Source organism: Pseudomonas sp. gcc21, assembly GCF_012844345.1.
Taxonomy (GTDB): domain Bacteria; phylum Pseudomonadota; class Gammaproteobacteria; order Pseudomonadales; family Pseudomonadaceae; genus Halopseudomonas.
In genome coordinates this window covers 1,223,609-1,240,856 of the sequence record NZ_CP051625.1, presented here as the reverse complement: position 1 = coordinate 1,240,856, position 17,248 = coordinate 1,223,609, and the positions used below count along the sequence as shown (strand labels likewise).

At 59.0% G+C, this 17,248-nt stretch carries 17 protein-coding genes; 12 read left to right on the top strand and 5 right to left on the bottom strand.

Annotated features, from left to right (window positions below; genetic code table 11):
• Nucleotides 1-81 precede the first annotated feature (81 nt).
• From HG264_RS05880 to rmuC, 3 genes are all read left to right on the top strand, one after another.
• A complete protein-coding gene (locus HG264_RS05880; protein WP_169406780.1) occupies nucleotides 82-2,235 on the top strand; it encodes an adenosylcobalamin-dependent ribonucleoside-diphosphate reductase in 2,154 nt (717 codons plus the stop codon).
• Nucleotides 2,236-2,284: 49 nt separating this feature from the next.
• Nucleotides 2,285-2,986 (top strand): NrdJb, encoded by a 702-nt coding sequence (locus HG264_RS05875; RefSeq protein ID WP_169406779.1) that lies wholly within the window; start codon nucleotides 2,285-2,287, stop codon nucleotides 2,984-2,986.
• Between the two features lie 84 nt (nucleotides 2,987-3,070).
• Entirely contained in the window at nucleotides 3,071-4,624 is a 1,554-nt protein-coding gene (gene rmuC / locus HG264_RS05870) for a DNA recombination protein RmuC (protein WP_169406778.1), read from the top strand.
• A gap of 168 nt (nucleotides 4,625-4,792) precedes the next feature.
• Here the strand turns inward: rmuC and rnk are convergent, their stop codons facing one another.
• The gene (gene rnk / locus HG264_RS05865) at nucleotides 4,793-5,200 is read right to left on the bottom strand and encodes a nucleoside diphosphate kinase regulator (protein WP_169406777.1); all 408 of its coding nucleotides are present in this window, start codon (nucleotides 5,198-5,200) and stop codon (nucleotides 4,793-4,795) included.
• A 397-nt stretch (nucleotides 5,201-5,597) separates the two neighbouring features.
• Here rnk and HG264_RS05860 point away from each other — a divergent pair, with 397 nt between their 5' ends.
• From HG264_RS05860 to HG264_RS05830, 7 genes are all read left to right on the top strand, one after another.
• The gene (locus tag HG264_RS05860; protein ID WP_169406776.1) at nucleotides 5,598-5,843 is read left to right on the top strand and encodes an acyl carrier protein; all 246 of its coding nucleotides are present in this window, start codon (nucleotides 5,598-5,600) and stop codon (nucleotides 5,841-5,843) included.
• A 120-nt stretch (nucleotides 5,844-5,963) separates the two neighbouring features.
• A complete protein-coding gene (locus HG264_RS05855; RefSeq protein WP_169406775.1) occupies nucleotides 5,964-7,313 on the top strand; it encodes a TAXI family TRAP transporter solute-binding subunit in 1,350 nt (449 codons plus the stop codon).
• An 80-nt stretch (nucleotides 7,314-7,393) separates the two neighbouring features.
• Nucleotides 7,394-8,311, top strand: coding sequence for a MoxR family ATPase (locus HG264_RS05850; RefSeq protein WP_169406774.1), 918 nt, complete (start codon nucleotides 7,394-7,396; stop codon nucleotides 8,309-8,311).
• Nucleotides 8,281-9,270, top strand: a complete 990-nt coding sequence (locus HG264_RS05845; RefSeq protein WP_169406773.1) for a DUF58 domain-containing protein — start codon at nucleotides 8,281-8,283, stop codon at nucleotides 9,268-9,270. The genes HG264_RS05850 and HG264_RS05845 overlap by 31 nt, the downstream gene beginning before the upstream one ends.
• Nucleotides 9,267-11,291: a DUF3488 and transglutaminase-like domain-containing protein gene (locus HG264_RS05840; RefSeq protein WP_169406772.1), complete on the top strand. Its 2,025-nt coding sequence runs from the start codon at nucleotides 9,267-9,269 to the stop codon at nucleotides 11,289-11,291. Before HG264_RS05845 ends, HG264_RS05840 begins: the two co-directional genes overlap by 4 nt.
• A gap of 47 nt (nucleotides 11,292-11,338) precedes the next feature.
• Nucleotides 11,339-11,806, top strand: coding sequence for a DUF3429 domain-containing protein (locus HG264_RS05835; protein WP_150298916.1), 468 nt, complete (start codon nucleotides 11,339-11,341; stop codon nucleotides 11,804-11,806).
• A gap of 88 nt (nucleotides 11,807-11,894) precedes the next feature.
• A complete protein-coding gene (locus HG264_RS05830; RefSeq protein ID WP_169406771.1) occupies nucleotides 11,895-12,614 on the top strand; it encodes a YebC/PmpR family DNA-binding transcriptional regulator in 720 nt (239 codons plus the stop codon).
• 112 nt (nucleotides 12,615-12,726) lie between these two features.
• On the opposite strand, the gene HG264_RS05825 is transcribed toward HG264_RS05830, so the two are convergent.
• From HG264_RS05825 to HG264_RS05810, 4 genes are all read right to left on the bottom strand, one after another.
• Nucleotides 12,727-13,068, bottom strand: a complete 342-nt coding sequence (locus tag HG264_RS05825; protein ID WP_169406770.1) for a zinc ribbon domain-containing protein YjdM — start codon at nucleotides 13,066-13,068, stop codon at nucleotides 12,727-12,729.
• A gap of 106 nt (nucleotides 13,069-13,174) precedes the next feature.
• Complete coding sequence (locus HG264_RS05820; RefSeq protein WP_306085228.1) at nucleotides 13,175-13,894, bottom strand: extensin family protein; 720 nt, start codon at nucleotides 13,892-13,894, stop codon at nucleotides 13,175-13,177.
• Between the two features lie 10 nt (nucleotides 13,895-13,904).
• A complete protein-coding gene (locus tag HG264_RS05815) occupies nucleotides 13,905-14,297 on the bottom strand; it encodes a hypothetical protein (RefSeq protein ID WP_169406769.1) in 393 nt (130 codons plus the stop codon).
• A gap of 77 nt (nucleotides 14,298-14,374) precedes the next feature.
• Nucleotides 14,375-14,581 (bottom strand): DUF3185 family protein, encoded by a 207-nt coding sequence (locus HG264_RS05810; RefSeq protein ID WP_169406768.1) that lies wholly within the window; start codon nucleotides 14,579-14,581, stop codon nucleotides 14,375-14,377.
• Between the two features lie 235 nt (nucleotides 14,582-14,816).
• Here HG264_RS05810 and HG264_RS05805 point away from each other — a divergent pair, with 235 nt between their 5' ends.
• Both HG264_RS05805 and HG264_RS05800 read left to right on the top strand, forming a co-directional pair.
• A complete protein-coding gene (locus HG264_RS05805; RefSeq protein WP_169406767.1) occupies nucleotides 14,817-15,983 on the top strand; it encodes a hypothetical protein in 1,167 nt (388 codons plus the stop codon).
• A gap of 275 nt (nucleotides 15,984-16,258) precedes the next feature.
• A complete protein-coding gene (locus HG264_RS05800) occupies nucleotides 16,259-17,179 on the top strand; it encodes a DUF389 domain-containing protein (RefSeq protein ID WP_169406766.1) in 921 nt (306 codons plus the stop codon).
• The last annotated feature ends 69 nt before the right edge of the window (nucleotides 17,180-17,248 follow it).

The following is a 17,248-nucleotide window of genomic DNA, read 5'->3' as shown; positions in this document are numbered from 1 at the left end:
TCGTTTCCGGAGGCCCCTTGACAGCAAGTTGTTGTTCAGGTGGGTTTTTTCCGGCGTAGCCTAGCGTTTCGGGAGAAAGCAATGAGTCAAACAGCCAAGGTGCAGCGTCTGCATAACGTCGTTACCAGTATCAGTTTGCAGCCTGCCTCAGAGGATATCTGGGATACCAAGTACCGACTCAAGACCAAGGATGGGTCAGCTATCGACAAGACCGTGGACGAAAGCTTCCAGCGCGTAGCGCGGGCACTTTCTGACGTCGAAGCTCCCGAACTGCGCGAAGAGTGGTACGACAAGTTTCTGTGGGCGCTGCGTCACGGTGCCATTCCTGCCGGTCGGATTACCTCTAACGCCGGTGCGTTGGAACATAAACCGGCGACCTCGACCATCAACTGCACCGTGTCGGCCACGATTGGCGACTCGATGGACGACATTCTGTCCAAGCTGCATGAAGCCGGCCTGACGCTGAAAGCGGGTTGCGGTATCGGTTACGAATTCTCCACGCTGCGCCCACGCGGTGCCTACGTGTCGGGCGCAGGGGCCTACACTTCTGGCCCGCTGTCCTTCATGGATATCTACGACAAGATGTGCTTCACGGTGTCCTCCGCCGGTGGCCGTCGTGGCGCCCAGATGGCCACCTTCGATGTGGGCCACCCGGACGTCACTGACTTTATCCGGGCCAAGCGTGAGGGCGGGCGTCTGCGTCAGTTCAACCTGTCGCTGCTGATTACCGAAGACTTCATGAAGGCGGTCGCGGCCGATGAAGACTGGAAACTGTCCTTCCCGCTGACCCAGGCAGAAGTCGACGCAGACGGTATCGATCTGAACAACGAAGAACAGGTGGTATGGCGTAACGTGCCGTCCAATGACCGCTACCTGACCCGCGCCGACGGCAAGGTCGCATGCCGGGTATCCAAGGTCATGCGTGCCAAGCGCATCTGGGACATGATCATGACCTCGACTTATGACTTCGCCGAGCCGGGCTTCATCCTCATCGACCGCGTCAATGAAATGAACAACAACTGGTTCTGCGAAGAGATCCGCGCAACCAACCCCTGTGGTGAACAACCCTTGCCGCCCTACGGTGCATGCCTGCTGGGCTCAATCAACCTGACCCTGTTTGTCCGTGATCCCTTCACCGACAAGGCCCGCTTCGACTGGGACGAGTACCGCAGGGTGGTCGATATCTTCACCCGCATGCTGGACAACGTGGTGGAAATCAACGGTTTGCCGCTGGAACAGCAGCGCAACGAGATTTTCCGCAAGCGTCGCCACGGCATGGGCTTCCTCGGTCTGGGGTCGACCATGACCATGCTCTGCATGAAGTACGGCTCACCCAAGTCGCTGGAGTTTACCGAGCAGGTATCGAAGGAAATGGCGCTTCAGGGCTGGCGCACAGGGCTGCAGCTGAGTGAAGAGAAGGGCGCAGCGCCGTTGATGGACGAAGAGTTCACCATCACCGAAGCCATGCTGGCCAAGCGGCCCGAGATGCGCAAGGACGGGCTCAAGGCCGGTCAGAAGGTTTCAGGTAAGGTGTTGTGGGCGAAGTACAGCCGCTATATGCAGCAGGTGGCGGCCGAAGATCCGGAACTGGTCGCCGCGCTCGCCGAGAAGGGCTCGCGCTTCACCCACCACAGCTCGATCGCGCCGACCGGCACCATTTCGCTGTCGCTGGCGAACAACGCCTCCAACGGTATCGAACCCAGCTTTGCGCACCACTATTTCCGTAACGTGATCCGCGAAGGCAAGAAGTCGAAGGAAAAGGTCGACGTGTTCAGCTTCGAGCTGCTGGCCTACCGTCATTTCGTCAACCCGGACGCATTGCCGAGCATGGAGGCGGGGACTCGCAACCTGCCCGACTATTTCATTGCAGCGGATGACGTCAAGCCGACCGAGCACGTTGATGTGCAGGCCGCAGCGCAGAAGTGGATCGACTCGTCGATTTCAAAAACGGCCAACGTACCGACTGATTATCCCTACGAGGACTTCAAGGACATCTACCGGTACGCGTACGAAAAGGGCCTGAAGGGCTGCACCACCTTCCGTTTCAACCCGGAAGCCTTCCAGGGCGTATTGGTTAAAGAGCAGGACCTGGCCAACACCACCTACCGGTTCAAGCTGGAAGACGGCACCTTCATCGAAGCCAAGGGCGGCGATGAAATTGAATATGATGGCGAGTTGCACAGCGCCGCCAATCTGTATGATGCCCTCAAGGAAGGCTATTACGGCAAGTTCTGAACCCAAGACAAGATTAAGCCCCGTCAAGGCGGGGCGAGGAAGATTTAACATGGCATTGAAAATCAGCAGCAAGATAGTCGACTACTCCGTGGTCAAACCCGATGACGCAGCCAAGGAGCAGGAAGCTCAGGCGCCGGTCGTCAAACTTGAAGAGATGCATGAGAAGCTCAAGCGTCCGGAGTTTCTCGAGGGCTCTACCTACAAGATCAAGACGCCGACTTCGGAGCATGCGATCTACGTCACCATCAATGACGTGATCCTCAACCACGGCAGCGATCACGAAACGCGCCGGCCCTTCGAGATTTTCATCAACTCGAAGAACATGGAGCACTACCAGTGGATTTCAGCCCTGACGCTGATTATCTCTGCGGTGTTCCGCAAGGGTGGCGACTGCACCTTCCTGGTTGAAGAGCTACGCAGCGTGTTTGACCCCAAGGGTGGGTACATGAAGCGTGGTGGCCGCTGGATGCCGTCGCTGGTGGCCGAGATTGGCGAAGTGCTTGATCAGCACCTCAAGCGCATCGGCATGATCCAGGACGAGATGGACGATCATCAGCGCGCTTATCTTGAGCAGAAACGCGCGGAGTTCATGGGCGTTTCGGCGCAAAGTCAGGCGTCAGCCGAGTGCGATGACAGCACCGAGGTCTATCCGCCCGGTGCCCAAATGTGTGCCAAGTGCCATACCCAGGCTGCGGTGTTGATGGATGGCTGCATGACCTGTCTGAGCTGTGGCGATAGCAAGTGCGGTTGAGTGTGATCTTGCGCAGCCTGTGACCAGAGCCCCTTCCGAGGGGCTTTGTTGCATCTGCGCTCAGGGTGGGTAAGGAGGAATACGATGAGTCCGAGTGATTTTGCAGCATTGATGCCAGGCGTGTTGCTGGCTGCCTTGCTCGGTTGGGGATTGACCATCTGGATGATGTTGCGGCGTCAGGCGATATACCAGGCGGATATGGACGCCCAGCGCGAACGCTATCAGCAGCTAAAGGAGGAGGCTCATCAACAGCTGGCGCGGCAGGGCGCGCTGGACGCGAGGGTCGAACACATCCAGGACACACTGGATGTTCTGCGCGACCAGCATGCAGAGGTATGCAAACGACTGAGCGACGCCGAGCAACAATGTCACCACTGGCAGGTACAAGCGGAGCGGGCACAAACACTCAGCGCCGAGCAGGTCCGTCAGCTGGCTGAGCTGCGCGGGGAGCGCGAAGCACTGAATGCCAGGCTGCTCGATCTGCAGGTTACCCATGAACAGCTGAACGTCGAGCATTCCACGCTATTGAGTACGCTGGAGCAGCGCCAGCAACACTTCACTGAACAACAGCAGCTGCTGAAAGACAGCCGCGACCAGCTCAAGCTGGAATTCGAGCAACTCGCCAGCCGTATTTTTGAGGCCAAGGGTCAGGCTTTCTCCCAGCACAGCCAGCAGTCGCTGGATGCGCTACTCAAGCCCTTCCGAGAGCAGATCGATCAGTTCCGCAGCAAGGTCGAGGATATTCATCACAAGGACACCCAGCAGCAAGCCGCGTTGGCTCAGGAGCTCCTGCATCTGAAGGAGCTGAACCGGCAGATTACGCAGGAAGCTCACGATCTCAGCACAGCGCTGCGAGGGCAGAAGAAGACTCAGGGCAATTGGGGCGAGCTGATTCTCGAGAACGTGCTGGAGCGTTCCGGCCTGCGCCAGGGCCAGGATTTCAAGCGCGAAGTGAGCATGAACAACAGTGAAGGCAAGCGACAGCGGCCGGATGTGTTGGTCTATCTGCCGCAGGATAAACATCTGATCATCGACGCCAAGGTCTCGCTGAATGCTTATACCCGTTATATCAACAGTGAAGACGAGGCTGAGCGGCGCATTGCCCTGGCTGAACACGTGCAGGCGATCGGCGAGCGTATACGTGAGCTGGCTGATCGGCACTATTTCGAGCTGCCAGGTCTCAATGCACCGGAAATGGTCTTCATGTTCATTCCCATTGAATCTGCTTTCGTCGAAGCGTTGAAGGCTGACGAGACCCTGTTTCAGAAGGCCATCGAACAGAACGTTCTGGTCGCGACACCAACCACATTGCTCACCAGCCTGAACATTGTTCGTCAGCTCTGGCGTTTCGAAGATCAGAACCGCCACACCGCCGAATTGGCCGACCGTGCCGGCAAGGTCTATGACAAGCTACGTACTTTCCTAGGCAGTATGGACGGTATTGGCAAGAGTCTCGAGCGCGCCACTGAAGCTTATCAGCGTGCCTGCGACCAGCTGGTCAACGGCCGGGGAAACCTGGTCAAACAAGTAAGTGATTTCAAAGGCTTAGGTGTATCGGTTAAAGCAGAACTTGATGAGGGCTGGACAGACAGGGCAGGACTGGAATTGGCCCGTGAATCCCCGGCCTCGACGGAATAGAGACGGCTGGAGGCGGGCAGCTTAAGACCATCCACGCCGGCGATCGAGCGCCCACCTGGGAGTGTAGCGCGCCTGCGCGACGCCGGGGTTCTGAGGCTGAAGGTTGAAGATGGGAGTGGGCTGCTAGGTCTTGAAATGCGAAAGGCCCGGGTAAACCGGGCCTGACTATTACAAGTGGAAGTCGCCGCTGGCTTCAGGCTGGTAAAGAATGTCGATAATCTTGAGCTTCTGCGGTCGGCCATTGGGCCCCGTGCACGAGATGCTCTGTCCCTTTTTCAGGCCCAGCAGGGCGATGCCCACCGGTGCCAGCACTGAAATGGTTCCGGGACGGCCGGCCTGTTCGGGATAAACCAGGGTCAGGACAAACTCGCGGTCGCTCGCCTCGTCAACGAAGCGTACGGTGGAGTTCATGGTGACCACATCTGAAGCAATGCGCTTGTGACTGACTACTCTCGCTCGCAGCATCTCGCCTTCGAGCGCTTCGAGCAGATCAATAGGCGCATCCATGGTCGCTAGCAACTCGTCCAGTCGCTGGATATCCAGTTTTGTCATCACAATTGCGGGTGATTTGTTCATGGCGAACGGCACAACTCCTTGTCAGGAATAATTATTCGTGTATCGGGTAAAAACTTGAAAGCGCGAGCAGGCTAGTCCGGACACGGCACAAACGCCGAAAAGGCGCAGTTAACGACTCGTAACTGAGCTCATCGAAGCGACTTCGGATCCAGTAAAAGCAACGCAGGTGGCTATTTCAAGTGCCTGTGAAGCGAAAGGCCGGTAGAACACCGGCACCCCTCGACACTACCAGAACCGGCCAAGGTTGCAAGCCGTGGTTGTGGCAAAAGATAACCGCAAGCGGGTTTATTCAGCCTTCAATGCGTCCAACACCACGCCGACCTCTGGCAGCTACCGGTGATTTTTGTCAGAATCCGCGCTCTTCGGGATGAGCCCGATATAACCGGGGGATACGTGAGTGAACCGATTTGCCGAGATCCAGGCATTGCTGCGCCGCAGTCTGCAACTTGATGATGACGTAGTGTTGGACGCAGATACCGAGTTGTTGGGAGGACTGCCAGAGTTCGACTCGATGGCGGTCGTGGTCATCCTTGGCGAGATCGAGAATACCTTCGGTATCCAGATTGCTGACGACGAAATCGAAGGCGAGGCGTTTGCGACGGTTGGTTCGTTGCACGCGTTTGTTTCGGCACGCCTCGATTGAAAGATCGCTGATAAAGCTGTGCTACAGGCCCGGGCCCTTGGGAGGATCAGATTGCCATTCGCCGTTACGCCGGGGTGCGGTTAGACTGAGACGCATCGTCTGACGCACTGGAGTGGGCTATTGAACGTCTTCAAACAGGCCGCAGTATTCGTTCGCGCAAATCTGTGGATTCTTCCTCTGGCGGCGCTGGTGATCTGGATACTCTTTCGTTTCCTGGATCCCGCGCCGCCGCGCACCGTGGGGATGACGACGGGCATCGAGAGCGGTGGTTATCACCAGTTCGGCCTGAAGCTCAAGGAGCGTCTGGCCAAGGAAGGCTTGACGCTTGAGTTGTACCCGAGCCGCGGCAGTGTAGACAATCTCCATCGACTAACCGACGGCACATCGGATGTTCAGCTCGGGTTGATTCAGAGCGGAACCACCTCGTTGCTCGAGCGTGAGCAGGTGCGTCGTCTGCGTGGCCTGGCTGCGCTCTATCACGAGCCTCTATGGCTGTTTCAACGTGGTGATACTGATATCCAGCGGCTCACCGACCTGTACGATCTAAGGGTCTCGGTGGGTACGGAAGGTAGCGGTACCTGGTCGGTGGTGCGTAGCCTGTTTGGCGAGGTCGGCAACCAACGTGCACGGGAGCTGCTAGAAAGCGGCTCCTGGCTGGCGTCAGGCAGTACGGCAAGTGTTCAGGGTTTGTTGGAGGGCGAACTGGATGCGGCCTTCCTTGTACTCCCGGTGGGCAATGCGCTGCTGAGGGAGCTGATTGCGACACCGGAGGTTCGGTTGGTCAATCTGGCGCAGACGGAAGCCCTGGCGTCGCGGTTATCCTTTCTCGAACATATTGTCTTGCCTGAAGGGCTGCTTGATCTGGCGGGTAACGTGCCGCCGGAGAATACCGCGCTGCTTTCGCCCGTCGCCACGCTGGTCGCCAATACAGAATTCCACCCCGCGCTAACGTCGCTGATTCTGGAAGCCTCCCGCGAGGTACTCCGGGAAGGTAACCTGCTCGACGCCCCCAATGCCTTTCCCGCAGCGGTGCCGATGGAGCTGGAACTCACCGGGGAAGCCGAATACTACCACCGCGAGGGCGTGCCGTTTTTGCAACGCTACCTGCCTTTCTGGATTGCCTCCATAGCTGACCGCTACGTTGTCCTGCTCATTCCTTTCATTGTCATCATGCTGCCGTTGCTACGCAGCATGGGACCAATCTATACCTGGCGCATGCGTGCCCGGGTATTCAGATGGTACGAACATTTGCGTCGTGTCGACCGGCTGATCATCAACGGCCAGATCAACGGCGTTATCGACAAGGAGATTGCCGGTCTGCACGATCTGGAGGGTGATCTGAGCCGGGTCGAAGTGCCTCTGTCGTACGCCCATGAACTGTACAGTCTGCATTTGCACGTGCGCTATATGATCAGCCGTCTCGAAGCGATGAAGGCGTCGCCGGAGCAGCAGGACGCTGCCCATCCCTAATCGGGCCGGCGAAAGGGACCGAGCTTTGCGCTGCGCCTGGCAAGCTCTACCATGGAAGACAGGACAATACGAGGTGAACAATGAGGGATGTATTAAACGGCGCGTTGCATGCTGTTGATCAGGTTCTGCTGGGTAAACAGCACGCAGTGAGGCTGGCCGTCGCCTGTATTCTCGCGCGGGGGCATCTGCTTATCGAGGATCTGCCCGGGATGGGCAAGACCACATTGTCCCAGGCGCTGGCCCGGGTGATGGGGCTCAGCTACCAGCGCATTCAGTTCACCAGCGATCTGCTGCCGGGTGACATTCTTGGCACCTCGGTATTTGACCGCAACAGCGCCGAATTCGTGTTCCATCCGGGGCCGATCTTCGCTGAGTTGATCCTGGCTGACGAAATCAACCGCGCCACGCCAAAGAGTCAGAGTGCCTTGCTGGAGGCGATGGAAGAAGGGCAGGTTACGGTGGATGGCGCGACCCGCCCTCTGCCTGATCCGTTCTTTGTCATCGCGACCCAGAACCCGGTGTCGCAAAGTGGCACCTTTGCTCTGCCCGAGTCGCAGCTGGACCGGTTTCTGATGCGCCTGTCGCTGGGTTATCCGTCAATGGCAGCTGAAAAGGCGCTACTGCTGCGCGAGGGCCGGCGCGCCCGACTCGACAATATTGAACCCGCGCTGACGCGTGATCAGCTGCACAGGTTGCAGCAGGCGGTGCCAGAAATCACCGCCAGTGAGCCGATCATTGACTACATACTGCGGTTGGTAAATCGCACCCGCGAGAGCCAGGTGTGCGCCTGGGGATTATCGCCGCGGGCCAGCCTGGGGCTGCTTGCCGCAGCCCGCGCCTGGGCGATGCTTGAACATCGTGGTTATGTCATTCCGGAGGATGTACAAGCGGTGTTGCCAGCGGTCGTCAGCCACCGGTTACGCGCCAGCGAAGACCCCGCCGGCCACGGCGGAGGCGGACTTGCACAATGGTTGCTCAACGGGGTGTCCGCAGTGTGATCGGTCGTCTTGGAGGCCAGACCACGGGCGCCTTTGCACGTTGGCTGAACAGGCGTATTCCACCAGCCAGCCAGGTGCAACTGAACCACCGGCGCATTTTTATTTTGCCCAGCCGTGCAGGACTCGGCCTGATGCTGCTGTTGCTGATCATGCTCATCGGCGCGATCAACTACCAGAACAGCCTGATATACGCGGTCACTTTTGTGCTCGCCAGCCTGTTCTGGGTCAGTCTCTATCACACCTATCGCAATCTTTCCGGGCTGCAACTGCGCGGCACGGGCAGTCGTCCTGTATTTGCAGGGGAATCAGCCCCCTTCGATCTGACCTTGCGAGCGCAGAACCGCGAGCATCAGTCGGTCCGTCTGCGTTGGTCAGACGAAACACCGCAGCAGGTAGACGTTGGCAAGGACGAAGATGTGCAGATAACGCTCTATCACCAGGTGCACAAGCGTGGCTGGTTCAGGCCGGGCCGTCTGCGTATCGAGACGCGCTATCCGCTCGGCTGGTTTGTGGCATGGAGTCTGGTTGATCTGGAGCTGCAGGCGCTGGTGTATCCCAGGCCAGTTGACGCCCCCTTGCCAAGTGCCGGACGCAGTGGTGAAGGCGAGGGTGACCAGCCACATGGCGAAGGCGTGGATGACTTCCAGGGCCTGCGTGCCTATCAACCCGGCGATTCGCGGAAACGCCTGGATTGGCGCGCCTGGTCAAGAGGGCAAGGACTGCACAGCAAGGTGTTCGCTGAACCGCTACGGAACAGCCTGTGGCTTGATCTTGACGTCGCGCCGGGAGTGGATCTGGAACAGCGTCTGGGCTGCCTGGCCGGATGGGTGCTGCAGCTCGAGCAGACCGGACAGCCCTACGGATTGAAGCTGCCGGGCGAGCAGATTGCCCCGGGTGTCGGTGATGCGCACCGTGACGCCTGCCTGCGTGCTGTGGCCTTGTATGGAGTGGCGAAATGACCACACCAGCACTGATTCCTCGCAACAGCCTTGCCTGGCTCTTGACCGCCCAGGTTGTTGTGCTATTACCACACCTGCCTCGTCTGCCCATCTGGGTGGCTGTGCTCTGGATGGTTTGCGCAGTATGGCGCGTGCAGATCCAGCGCATGCGCTGGGGCTACCCCGGCGTCGTGACCAAGGCACTCGCTATCCTGGTGAGTGTGGTCGGCGTGTATGTGTCGCAGGGTACATTGATCGGCCTGGACTCCGCGGTACTGCTGTTGTTGCTGTTATTCATGCTCAAACTGCTGGAAATGCGCGATCCGCGTGACGCGCTGGTGGTGGTCTATCTGGGCTTTTTCCTGATCGCGACGGCGTTTCTGTTCAGCCAGAGCATCCTGCTCGCGCTCTACCAGTGCCTATCCATGCTGGTGTTGATTGCCGCATTGGTAGGCCTGCAGCAAACGTCCGGACGCAACGATCCCGGGCGTGCCTTTCGCACCGGTGCAGTCCTCCTGGCCCAGGCTATTCCCCTGATGCTTGTGCTGTTTCTCCTGTTCCCGAGAATAGGCCCGCTGTGGGCGGTCAATGCCCCCGGCCAGCAAGCCACCACGGGGCTGTCGGAAAGCATGGCACCCGGCGATGTGGCCAATCTGGCGCAGTCCGGGGAGCTGGCTTTCCGGGTCAATTTTGACGGTCCGATACCGCAGCATGACCAGTTGTACTGGCGCGCCATGACCCTGAGTCAGTTCGATGGCCGTCGCTGGAGCCATACGGCCGTCTCAGCCGGCGGCGCCCCCGGGAGTCTGCAGGTCGACGGGCCATCGATCAGTTATCGCGTCGTAACCGGTGCCAGCCATCAACCCTGGCTGTTCAGCCTGCGGGGGGCCACATCGACGACGGACGAGCTGGTTCTGACCCGGGATTTCATGCTGCGCGCCAGGCGCCCGATCAGTCAGACCACCGCTTACACTGCAACGTCCTGGCCGGACAGTCTGCTCGACCCGCAAGGTCTGGATGCGCTGCAACAGCGTCTATATCTGGCGCTACCCGAGGGCAGCGATCCGCGCACCCGCGAATGGGCCCTGACGCTGCGCGAGCAATACCCGGATGACGCTGAGCTTATCCAGGCCATGCTGCAGCATTTCAATCGCGAGCCATACCACTACACCTTGCGTCCGGATACGCTGGGGCAGCACACCAACGATGAATTCCTGTTTGATACGCGGCGCGGATTCTGCGCCCACTTTTCCGGCGCCATGACCTTTGCCCTGCGCGCGGCGGGTATACCGTCACGGATCGTTGCCGGCTATCAGGGCGGTGAGCTCAACCCGCGTGGCAACCATGTGCTGGTGCATCAGTTCGACGCCCACGCCTGGGTCGAAGCCTGGCTGCCGGGTCGCGGCTGGATTTCAGTTGACCCGACCTTCCAGGTGGCGCCGGAGCGCATCGAGCGGGGCCTGCAGGAAGCGTTGCGCGAGGAAGGCAGCTTTCTACAGGATTCACCGCTGTCCGGCGCGCGCTATCGCAACATTGGTTGGCTGAACACTATCCGTCTCGCCTGGGATGACGTGAACTATCGCTGGCAACTGCATGTGCTGGGATATGAAAGCGAGCGGCAACTGAGTTTCTTCAGGCGCTGGTTTGGCACCGCCGACTGGCAGCGCATCGGCGTGATAGGCCTGATTGCCGCAGGATTGGTCATGCTGCCGCTGGCGCTCTGGACGTTGCGCCCGCAAAAGCGGTCTAATGACCCTCGCAAACGTGTCTGGGACGAGCTGAATCGCCGACTGGTCAGGCTCCGGCTGCAGGCACGAGACGGAGAGGGACCTCGTCATTGGCAGGCGCGGCTGGTCGCGGCGTTACCCGAGCAAAAGCCCGAACTTGACGCCTTCTTCGAAGAATATGTACGGCAGGCCTATATGCACACCGTCCCGGTCGACGACAGGGCCAGTGTGTCTGCGCTCCGGTCCAGGCTGGCCGCGTTACTGCGTCGCCTGCCACGCAAGCGGCGACCAGGCCCGGTGACGCTGGTGGAGTGATCGGCTGGTTCGGGCTCGATGCCTAATTACAGAATAATGGAGCCTTCATGCATCCTTTCAGCGCCATTCGCCCTCCCAAATTAGCCGTTGGGCTTGGCTTCATCGGGCTGGTCCCGTTTATCACCGGTTCACTTGGAATCTGGGTGACGCCCGAGGCGTGGCGCGAGCGGGTCCTTGAAGAACTGCTGGCCTATGCTGCGATCGTGATGGCCTTCATGGGTGCAATCCACTGGGGGCTGGCCATGCGTGCGGAAGAGTCCAGCGAGAAGGCCCCGGTCCAGCTGGGATTGTCGGTTATCCCGCCGCTGCTTGGCTGGCTGGGCCTGAGCCTGCCGGTTCATTTTGCGGTGCCGATCTTCCTGATAGCCTTCGGCGCGCTTTATTTTGCCGATATCTGGGCCGTTAAGCAGGGGCTGGCCCCGGTGTGGTATCCGGCGCTGCGCAAGCCGCTGAGTATCGTGGTCATCATGTTTCTTTTGATCGCCTGGCTGGCCACCGTTACCCCTTTGCTTTGAGTTTCAGCGCAGAGCACCGTGGCAATGGATCTGCCGCGCGTCTGCGCGTAAAATCCTCGGCTTTCTGACAACTTACAGGACAGCACCCATGGGCCGCGCTTATCAGAACCGCAAAGAATCAATGGCCAAAACGGCTGACGCTAAAACCAAGGTCTACAGCAAGTATGCTCGCGAGATCTACGTTTGCGCCAAGTCGGGCGGTGTTGACCCCACGGGTAACCTTGCTTTGCGCGGGCTGATCGAGCGGGCCAAGAAAGACCAGGTCCCTGCACACGTGATCGACAAGGCCATCGACAAGGCCAAGGGCGGCGGCGGTGAAGACTTCGCGGTCGCACGCTATGAAGGTTTTGGTCCGGGTAACTGCATGGTTATCGTCGACTGCCTGACCGACAACCCCAACCGCACCATCTCCGATGTTCGCAACTGCTTCACCAAGACCAAGAGCAAATTGGGTACCGGCGGCAGCGTCAGTCATATGTTTGATCACTGCGCCATTCTGGCCTTTGCCGGAGATGACGAAGAAGCAGTCCTTGAGGCGCTGATGATGGCTGACGTCGACGTGACCGATATCGAGAATGAGGGCGGCACCATCACGGTATTCACGCCGCATACGGAGTATGCCAAGGCAAAGCAGGCGCTGGTCGAGACCTTCGAGGAAATTGACTTTGCGGTGGACGAGATCCAGTTTCTGCCACAAACCATGACCGAAGTCAGCGGCGACGACGTGCCCATGTTCGAGAAATTCATCGACATGCTCAATGATCTGGATGATGTCCAGAACATCTACCATAACGCCGAAATAGCCTGAGGCGCCCGGAGCCGGGATTCATCCCGGCTCTGATGTCATCGGGACCGGCTGCTCTGGCGACCAGCGTCGCGCCGGGGCGCGCTCCCACAGTATTGTGCGGAGCGCCGTCGTGTTAGATCTTCTTCACGAATTCCGACTTCAGCTTCATCGCGCCGATACCGTCGATCTTGCAATCGATATCATGGTCGCCATCCACCAGACGTATATTCTTGACCTTGGTGCCGACCTTGACCACTGACGACGACCCCTTGATCTTCAGATCCTTGATCACGGTAACGCTGTCGCCATCCTGCAACACGTTGCCGTTGGCATCCTTGATCTCACGTGCATCATCGCTGGCTTCGCTGCTACCGTCCTGAGCCCATTCGTGGGCGCACTCCGGGCATACGTACATGGCGCCGTCTTCGTAGGTGTATTCGGAGCCGCAGGAGGGGCAGGGAGGAAGTGTGCTCATGACCAAAACCTTGTCTTTGATGGGCCTGCCTCGCCCGGAGGCGAGAATCAGCGCCGAATGATGCCAGCCGTGACCGGTAGTGTCCATGCGACACAGGGCTGCACACCTAGCGACAGAAGCCGAATCCACTGCCGTCAAAATGGAAGTGGTTTTCGTGGGGCTGGTTATAGTCCGGTCCCAGTACGGTTCCGAAATAGCTGCAAGCGGCGTCGTGCACGTCCCGCAGAAAGTCCGCTTTACGTGGCGCCGAACTGCTATCCCAGTGTCTGAGTACGGATATACGTTCGCCGTCTTCCAGTCTGAAACTCGCCACATCGAGCGCATTGGCGGTGGCATGCTGACTCCGGCGTCCGTTCGCTCTGTTATAGACGTTGCGGCAGGCAAAGCTGCCAAAGTGCTCGACGCGCGTGATCGGGCTGCCCAGATGGTGCTGAGCCAAAGGCTGAAGCTTCTGCCGCTCGAACATCACCCAGGCCACGGCAAGCGGGCAGGTGACAGTAAACGGCGAGTTATAGGCGATTTGCGAACCGCTGATGCGTACCACGTTGGTCAGGGGGCAGCCCTCAACTGGCGTATAGTCCTCCAGCGGCAGGTAGTCCAGAGTGCCTTCGGGTGCGGTTTCAAGCACGGCCCGGCACCGCTCGGGGTCATCGCCGAGCTGCGACAGTTTCCATTTACTGACCGGCGTCATCGGATGGCTGATTACCAGCGGTCTCCATGGATTCCACTGCGGGGGCAGCTGCTCCCAGGGCCTGGTGAGAAGGACGCCTGCTGCGAACGCCAGCAGCAGAAGCCATTTGATCAAGCGGACAGCAATAGGATTCAAGCTCCCTCCGCTATGGCGACACGTTACAGGGCATCAGCTGTGCCGAAGGCAACTCAGCTAGGGGGTTGAAACCAGCCTGTTGTGCCTTGGCAAGGTCTCGCTGGGCGATTGCAAACACAGCGATGCTGCCATCTGGTGCGCCGCACTGGGCAATACGCATCATGCCGTCGTGACCACAGCTGGCATCGGAGACACTTACCCCGGATTCAACCAGCTGCAACGCCAGCGTTGCCCCGGTCGCGCCCGGATTGCCGCACTGTACCGCTCCGGTGGGTTTATAAACCTGTACCGTCTGCGGCGCGGGAGGTGGTGCTACCTGGGCATCGGGAAGGCGCGAATCGTTAGTGCAGCTCGCCGTGAGCAGCGCAGCGGGAAGACAGATCAGGATCGAGGTTTTCTTCATCGGGATTACCGGAATGAATGAAGTGGTCGGTTGGATGCCAGCCCTGACAAGTATCCAGTGTTGGCGGTTACGCGTGTTCAACCTTTGCGCAGCAGCACCAGGATGGCGCCGGCAACAATTGCCATGCCGCCAACAATCAGATACCACATGGTCCCTTCGGTGAAGCGTCCGGTGAAGGTCTCCACGACCTGATCACCCAGTGACTGCGATGACTGCCAGCCGAAGTAGAGCAGTATCAGGCCCAGAGCCAGCAGCACGATGCCTATCATTTTCTGCGTTGCCATTGTTGTTTTCCTGAGTAGGTCCTCGAGACGGACAAACCACTTATAGCTTCTTCCGCACCGGTACACCACTGCGGAACGGGCAAAGCCCGCTCGGCCGGACTGCTTGAACTCATGGTGCAGGCCCCCGTCATAAGATTATGAACAACAAGGGAAACCCGCCCGTTGGTCGCCGAACCGCAGGGTGGGTCCAGCAGGAAGTCGTTCTGTATTTCACCCCACCATCGAGGAGTCAGCCATGTCTGAGAGAATTTCCCGAGAAACCCTGAATGAGCTGATAAAGATGGAGAAGCAGACATGCCTTTCCCTCTACATGCCTACCCACCGGAGCTTTCCGGAACGAGAACAGGATCCTATCCGCTACAAGAACATGCTGAGAGAACTTCGTGAGCGGCTGCAAGCGCAACACCCCGAGGCCGATGTTGCCACCTTGATGAAGCCGTACGAAGCGTTGCTTGATGATCACGATTTCTGGATCTATCAGCGCGACGGAATAGCCGTCCTGCGCGGTGAGAATTTCTTCAGGGTTTTCTCGCTGCAACACAGGGTGCCGGAATACGTGGTCGTCAATTCACATCCGTTTCTGAAGCCGTTGCTGCGCATTGTACAGTCCACCGACCGTTATCAGGTGCTGTGTCTGGCGCGCGATAAGGTGCGGCTGTTCGAAGGCAATAGCGACGTGCTCGATGAGGTGGACCTGGTCCCGGAGGTACCGAGAAACCTGGACCAAGCGCTCGGCACTGAACTGACGGAGAAAGGCCAGTCGGGCCATCCCGGTGGTTATAGTTCGGCAGGCGAGCGGGGGGATCCGCAAATGCACGAAGCGGGTGGTCCTGATAAGCAGGCCGAGATCGACCTTGACCGGGATCGCTTCTTTCGGGTGGTCGATCGGGCGATTCTGGATCATTACTCACGACCCTCTGGCTTGCCGCTGATACTGGCCGGCTTGCCGGAAAACCAATCGTTCTTTCGCGCGCAGAGTCACAACCCACAACTGCTCAAGGAAGGCATCAACCTCGGGCAGGGCTCGCTGGATGTTCGCGCTCTGCAACAGCGCAGCAGCGAATTGATGGAGCGGCGCAACGGCGAGCGGCTGAACGGCATTCTCGACCAGTACGCGACTTCGAAACCGCAGAATCAAGCCACAGACGACTTGCGTGAGATCGGCAGTGCAGCAGCCCAGGGGAAGGTGGGCACGTTGCTGGTCGAGTCGGACCGCGAGGTGCCGGGTCAGGTTGACCGTGATACCGGTGCCGTGTTGCTGGATGAAACCGGTGACCTTGCTGCAACGGACGTGCTGGACGAGCTGATACTGCTGGTGCTCGAGCGCGGTGGCGACGTCAATGTGGTCCCGGCGGAGCGCATGCCGGGTCGTAGCGGTGCTGCGGCAATCTACAGGTTCTAGACGCTCCTTCAGGTCGGGCAGGAGCAAGGCGGCTCCTTGCCTGGCCTTTCAGCCACGCAGTCTCGGATGCCAGCGCCATTCCAGCGGAACCCTCGCCGCATAACAGACGCTTACGCTGACAAGCTTGGGTTCCCTGTGTTCTTAGACAGCCTACGCTGCTTACCGAAAAGCGCTGTCTGCGCACATCTGTCGGCGGAACTAACCCACTGCTTTTCAGCTCCTCTTTAAAAGCCCCGCTGCGCATGGGCAGCGGGAGTTATTGAAGGGGTAAGTCTATGCCTCGCGCGATCAAGATCAGCCTGGCGTCTGACAAGAGTGATGCACTGATCGACCGCCTCCTGGCTATCGATGGCATGGTCAGTATCGATTTGCAGCGCGGTGCTTCGGTTGAGCCAGAGGGCGACGTGGTATCGGTTGCGGTGGTGAACCAGCGCATGCGGGCAGTGTTGAATATTCTCGACGAGATGGATGTCACCCGCCAGGGTAGCCTCCAGCTGAGTGCACTTACCAGCGTCGTCAGCCCCGGTAATCAAGCCATGCTGAACGCCGAATCGGACGAGACAGTCTGGGACGAAATGGCATTCATGCTGCGTTCCGATACCAACCTCTCGATCAACTATGTCCTTGCCATGGCGCTTGCAGGGGCCATTGCAGCGGGTGGCCTGTGGACCGACACGCTACATGTGGTGATCGGTGCGATGCTTATTGCCCCGGCCTTCGAGCCGCTCGCAAGGCTGCCGTTTGGTCTGGTCTCGGGTATCCGCGAACTGGTGCCGTCCGGGCTCAAGTCGATAGTGGTGGGTAATCTGATGATGGTGTTTGGGGCTGCGTTTTCTACGCTGGCGCTCGAAGGGTGGAATCCGGGCGCAGCTCATTCGTTCCTGAGCAATCACTGGGTCGGTTTCTGGAGCAGTATTACCTTTACCAGTCTGTGGGTGTCCGCGTTTGGCGGGATCGCGGGCGCCGTGGTCATCAGTGCTCAAAAATCGGTGCTGACGACAGGCGTCATGGTCACTCTCGCACTGATTCCGAGCATGGCTCTGGTCGGGATGGGGCTGGTTGCGGGAGATCCGGGTCTGATGGGCATTGCAGCGCTGCGCTGGCTGCTTGATGCGCTTCTGGTTATGGTGATGTGCGCCGCCGTTTTTGGACTCAAGCATCGATTTCTTCATCGCAGCCGCGAAGCCAGCAGCTGACGCGGTATTGAGTGGTATCGCAGTGCTACTCAAGCTGAACTGCAGTGCGGGCAAGGAGCAATGTGGCTC